The sequence below is a fragment of the Nocardioides sp. AX2bis genome (assembly GCF_902506435.1).
Lineage (GTDB): Bacteria > Actinomycetota > Actinomycetes > Propionibacteriales > Nocardioidaceae > Nocardioides.
In genome coordinates this window covers 1-3570 of record NZ_LR733237.1, presented here as the reverse complement: position 1 = coordinate 3570, position 3570 = coordinate 1, and the positions used below count along the sequence as shown (strand labels likewise).

Below are 3570 nucleotides of genomic sequence, written 5' to 3'. Positions count from 1 at the left end.
CACCCGGACCCACCCGGTCCTACGCTCACCGCGGCCGGCGACCCATCGGCGCCGCCCCTTCCAGGCAAGGATCACCCGTGAGCGACCAGAACCCCACCCGGCCCCAGCAGGACATCATCCCGACGCACCCGACCTACGGGGCACCCCAGGGCTACCCCCAGGGATACCAGCAGGGCGCACCGCAGGGCTGGTCCCCGGCGCAGTCGCCGGTCCCCACCCAGGGCGGCTACCCCGTCGGCTACGGCCAGCCGCACCACGTCCCCGTGGGCAAGATCCGCAGCACGGGCCTGTGCATCCTGCTGACCGTGGTCACGTTCGGCATCTACCCGCTGGTCTGGTTCTACTCGGTGCACAGCGAGATGAAGCGCCACTCGGGCCAGGGCATCGACGGCGGCATCGCGCTGGTCCTGGCCTTCTTCGTCGCCATCGTCATGCCCTACATCACCTCGTCCGAGGTCGGCGGGCTCTACGAGCGTCGTGGCCAGCGCGCGCCCGTCTCCGGCGCGACCGGGCTCTGGTACTTCCCCGGCATGTTCATCCTGGTCGGTCCCCTGGTGTGGTTCATCAAGACCAACGGCGCGCTCAACTCCTACTGGCGCACCCAGGGCGCGGTCTGAGACCTGCCCGACCCCTGAGGACGTCGACCTGACCGTTTCACGCACCTGGTGCGTGCAACGGTCAGGTCGACCGGCGTCAGCGGCGCTTGCGCTTCTCGCGCACCCGCTGCTGCAGGATGATCGGCGTCCCGACGAACCCGAACTCCTCGCGCAGGCGCCGCTCGATGTAGCGCTCGTAGCCCTGGTCGAGCTTGCCGCTGGTGAACAGCACGAACATCGGCGGGGCCGAGCCGGCCTGGGTGCCGAACATGATCTTGGGCTGCTTGCCGCTGCGCACGGGGTGCGGGTTCTCGGCCACCAGGCGGCCGAGGAAGGCGTTGAGCTGCCCGGTGGTGATCCGGGTCTCCCAGCCCTCGATGGCCTTGTCGATGGCCGGGACGAGCTTGTCGACGTGCCAGCCGGTACGCGCGGTGATGTTGACCCGCGGCGCCCACTGCACCTGCACCAGGTCGCGCTCGATCTCCCGCTTCAGGAAGTGCTGGCGCTCCTCGTCGACGAGGTCCCACTTGTTGAAGGCGATGACCAGGGCCCGGCCGGACTCCCGCACGGTCTGCAGGATCCGGACGTCCTGCTCCGAGAGCGGCTGCTCGGCGTCGACGACCAGCACGGCCACCTCGGCGCGGTCGATGGCCTGGCTGGTGCGCAGCGAGGCGTAGTACTCGTGGCCCGAGGACTCCTTGACCCGCTTGCGGATGCCGGCGGTGTCGATGAAGCGCCACAGCCGTCCGCCCAGCTCGACCAGCTCGTCGACGGGGTCGACCGTGGTGCCGGCGACGCTGTCGACGACCACCCGGTCCTCCTGGGCCAGACGGTTCAGCAGCGAGGACTTGCCGACGTTGGGCTTGCCGACGATCGCGATCCGGCGGGGGCCGCCGGGCTCGGCGTCGCGCTCGGGCGGGGTCTCGGGCAGCGCCTCCAGGATGGCGTCGAGCAGGTCGCCCGACCCGCGACCGTGCAGCGCGGAGACGACGTGGGGCTCCCCCAGGCCGAGGTTCCACAGGCCGGCGGCCTCGGCCTCGGCGCGCAGGTCGTCGACCTTGTTGGCGGCCAGGACGATCGGCTTGCCGGAGCGCCGCAGGACCTTGACCACCTCCTCGTCGTGGTCGGTGATGCCGATGGTGGCGTCCACGACGAACATCACCGCGTCGGCGAGGCTCACCGCGACCTCGGCCTGGGCCGCGATCCGCTGCGCGAGGCCGCGGGCGTCGGGGTCCCAGCCGCCGGTGTCGACCAGGGTGAAGGCGCGCCCGGCCCAGTCGGCGTCGTAGGAGACGCGGTCGCGGGTGACGCCGGGGACGTCCTCGACGACCGCCTCGCGGCGGCCGAGGATCCGGTTGACCAGGGTCGACTTGCCCACGTTGGGGCGTCCGACGACGGCCAGGATCGGCAGCGGACCCAGGGGGCCCTCGCCGTCGAACCCGTCGGTGTCGAACTGGTCGTGGCCGGGCTGACCGTCCCCGTGGTCCTGGGGGTCGTGCTCGCTCATCGGGAATGCTCCGTGACTCCGCCGCCCGGCTCGGGTTCGAGCTCCCCGGCGGGCAGGGGCCCGGGGAGGGTTCGGCCCAGGTGGGCCAGTGCGTCGGTCTGGTGGTCCAGCATGCGTCGCCGCAGCGTGGTGGAGCAGGCGGCGACCAGCTCGCGGGTGCGTGGCCAGTCCACGCGACCCAGGTCGAGCGGCTCGCCGAAGGAGAGGTCGAGGCGGGCCCCGCGGGCCGGGACGCTGTCGGTGTGGCCGCCGGGCTCGCGGGTGCCGACGACGGTGAAGGGCACGACGGGCGCGCCGGTGACCAGCGCGAGGTACGCCGCGCCGCGGTGGAAGCGGTCCAGCCACCCGTCGCCGCGCACGCCCTCGGGGAAGATCCCGACGACGCCGCCGTCGCGCAGGACGCGCAGGCCCGTACGCACCGCGGCCGGGTCGACCACGAACCGGTCGACCGGGACCTGCCCGGCCGCGGTCAGGACGTGGCCCAGCACGCCGGTGAACGCCTCCACCTTGGTCAGCACGTGCACCGGCCGTGGCGCGAAGGCCGCCAGCAGCGGGCCGTCCATCAGCCCGACGTGGTTGCCGGCGAGGACGACCGGGCCGTCGGCCGCGACGTGCTCGATCCCGTGCACGCGCACGTCCCAGCGGGACCGCATCAGCCACCGCGAGGGCGGCCGGCCGTGGCGCATCGGACGGCGCAGGGGGTGGGCGACGGTGTCGGTGCGGGGCGGGAGCAGGTGGTGCGTCTCGTGGAGGCTGCTCGCCGACCTCATGGCGAGGTCCTGGGCGGGAGGTCGTCCACGAGGCCCAGGACGAGGTCGACGACCTCCTCGAGGGTGTGCGGCGTGGTGTCGACCTCGATCGCGCCGTCCGCGCGGCGCAGCGGGGCGGTGGCGCGCCCGGAGTCGATCCGGTCGCGCTCGCGGAGCACCTGCTCGGTGGCGGCGGTGTCGCTGCCACCCTCCTCGGCGCTGCGGCGGGTGGCGCGGGCCGACGGGTCGGCGGTCACGTAGAGCTTGAGGTCGGCCTGCGGCCACACGACCGAGCCGATGTCACGGCCCTCGACGACGATCCCGCCCTCGCCGATCACCCGGCGCTGCAGCGCCAGCAGCCGGGCGCGGACCTCGGGGACGGTGCTGACCGGGGAGACCGCACCGGTCACCTCGGGGGTGCGCACGGCGGCCGCCACGTCCTCGCCGTCGACGGCGATCGTCGGCTCCAGCGGGTCGGTGCCGGAGACGACCACGGGCTCGGCGGCCCGGGCGGCGACGGCGTCGGCGTCGTGCACGTCGACGCCGTGGCGCAGCATCCACCAGGTGATCGCGCGGAACTGCGCGCCGGTGTCGAGGTAGCGCAGCCCGAGGCGGTGCGCGACCTGTCGCGAGGTGCTCGACTTGCCCGAACCGGAGGTGCCGTCGACGGCCACCACCAGGTGGGGGGACGGTACGGCGGTCCCTGCCTGGTCGGCGG

At 73.5% G+C, this 3570-nt stretch carries 4 protein-coding genes; 1 reads left to right on the top strand and 3 read right to left on the bottom strand.

Annotated features, from left to right (window positions below):
• Positions 1-77 precede the first annotated feature (77 nt).
• Positions 78-617 carry a DUF4234 domain-containing protein gene (locus tag GV155_RS20560; protein ID WP_201300396.1) on the top strand — a complete coding sequence of 180 codons (540 nt, stop codon included), beginning with the start codon at positions 78-80 and terminating at the stop codon, positions 615-617.
• 76 nt (positions 618-693) lie between these two features.
• Here GV155_RS20560 and der read toward each other — a convergent pair whose 3' ends face one another.
• From der to cmk, 3 genes are read right to left on the bottom strand one after another with little or no spacing between them, the layout of a single operon-like run.
• Positions 694-2103 (bottom strand): ribosome biogenesis GTPase Der, encoded by a 1410-nt coding sequence (gene der / locus GV155_RS20040; protein WP_160012041.1) that lies wholly within the window; start codon positions 2101-2103, stop codon positions 694-696.
• Positions 2100-2873, bottom strand: coding sequence for a lysophospholipid acyltransferase family protein (locus GV155_RS20035; protein ID WP_160012039.1), 774 nt, complete (start codon positions 2871-2873; stop codon positions 2100-2102). Before GV155_RS20035 ends, der begins: the two co-directional genes overlap by 4 nt.
• Complete coding sequence (cmk, locus tag GV155_RS20030) at positions 2870-3526, bottom strand: (d)CMP kinase (protein WP_328820831.1); 657 nt, start codon at positions 3524-3526, stop codon at positions 2870-2872. Before cmk ends, GV155_RS20035 begins: the two co-directional genes overlap by 4 nt.
• Between the last annotated feature and the right edge of the window lie 44 nt (positions 3527-3570).